Consider the following 1,127-nt stretch of genomic DNA (forward strand, 5'->3'; position numbering starts at 1 on the left):
CGACGTGGACGTTCATCCCCGACGACCGCTCGACGAAGGACGCGCCTCAGCGGGCGGGCGCCGGGGTGATCTGGAACAGGGCGGCCTTCCATTCGCCGTCGCGGCGGGTCAGCGCGGTGGTGGCGAAGACCTTCATGGTCTGCTTGTCCGTGCCGTTGACGAGCACGTCGATCTCCACGGTGACGGTGTGGACCGCGCCGCCTTCGCCCAGCACGGTCACCCGGTGGTCACTCAGATCCGTGCGCGTGTACGGGTTGCGGTTCTCGGCGAACCCTTTCAAGATCGCCTCCCGGTCGTCCACGATCCCCCACGGCGACACGCTCAGTGGCACCTCGGTGAGAAAGCGGTCGTAGAACTTCGCCTCGCCGTTCCTGTTGGCCTCCCAGGCCCGTTCGGACAGTTCGATCAGCTCACGTTCGATCGACTCACGCTCAGGGCCCATCGCCGTACTCCCTCTCACTTGACACCGGTTTAACCGGTGTCAGTGTTGCACTTGATCCACGACCCTGGCAAACGCCATGGAGCTCGCCCCGCTCGGTTGAACTCCATGAGGGTGTCACCGGTGATCGTCAGCTACCCCCATCCTCAGAAAGCTCGCGGTGGCATGCGCGTATCGCCGCCCCGAAGCGTCCTCCAGCCAGGACTCGGCGGTCGCCGTCGACCGGCCCATGTGAAGCGTCCGCGCCACCGCACGCACCGGCCCCGATTCCCGGGACAGCCGCCGGATGAAATGCAGGTTCATGTTCACGGTGCTCACCATCGACCCGTCCACCAGCGACGACTGGACGGCGATCCACATCGCGGCGTCCAGGCAGGAGGCCGCCACTCCCCCGGCGACCAGGCCGATGACGTTCTCGTGCCGCTCATCCGGCACGAGTTCCACGACCACCCGGCCCACCTCGGCCTCCACGACCCGGAAATTCAACAGCTGGGCTATGGGCGGATTCGGCAGAGCTCCGGAGACCATGCTCTTCAGCAGTTCGTCCCGCGACAGCTGGGACGCGCGCAGAGCGACCGCACGAGGGTCGGCCCAGCTGACCTCGAGCGTCCTCGTATCATCGCCCGTTCCCGCCGGAACGCTCCTATCCGTCATCTCACAACCTTCTCGTCGAGCTCGTCGGGGACTG

General features: G+C 66.3%; 2 protein-coding genes. Both read right to left on the minus strand.

From position 1 onward, the window contains the following. Positions 1–46 precede the first annotated feature (46 nt). Positions 47–442, minus strand: coding sequence for a nuclear transport factor 2 family protein (locus OG587_RS34480; RefSeq protein WP_329082787.1), 396 nt, complete (start codon positions 440–442; stop codon positions 47–49). Positions 443–556: 114 nt separating this feature from the next. Further along, positions 557–1,093 carry a PaaI family thioesterase gene (locus OG587_RS34485; protein ID WP_329082789.1) on the minus strand — a complete coding sequence of 179 codons (537 nt, stop codon included), beginning with the start codon at positions 1,091–1,093 and terminating at the stop codon, positions 557–559. Positions 1,094–1,127: the final 34 nt, after the last annotated feature.

This window comes from Streptosporangium sp. NBC_01469 (genome assembly GCF_036227305.1).
Lineage (GTDB): Bacteria > Actinomycetota > Actinomycetes > Streptosporangiales > Streptosporangiaceae > Streptosporangium.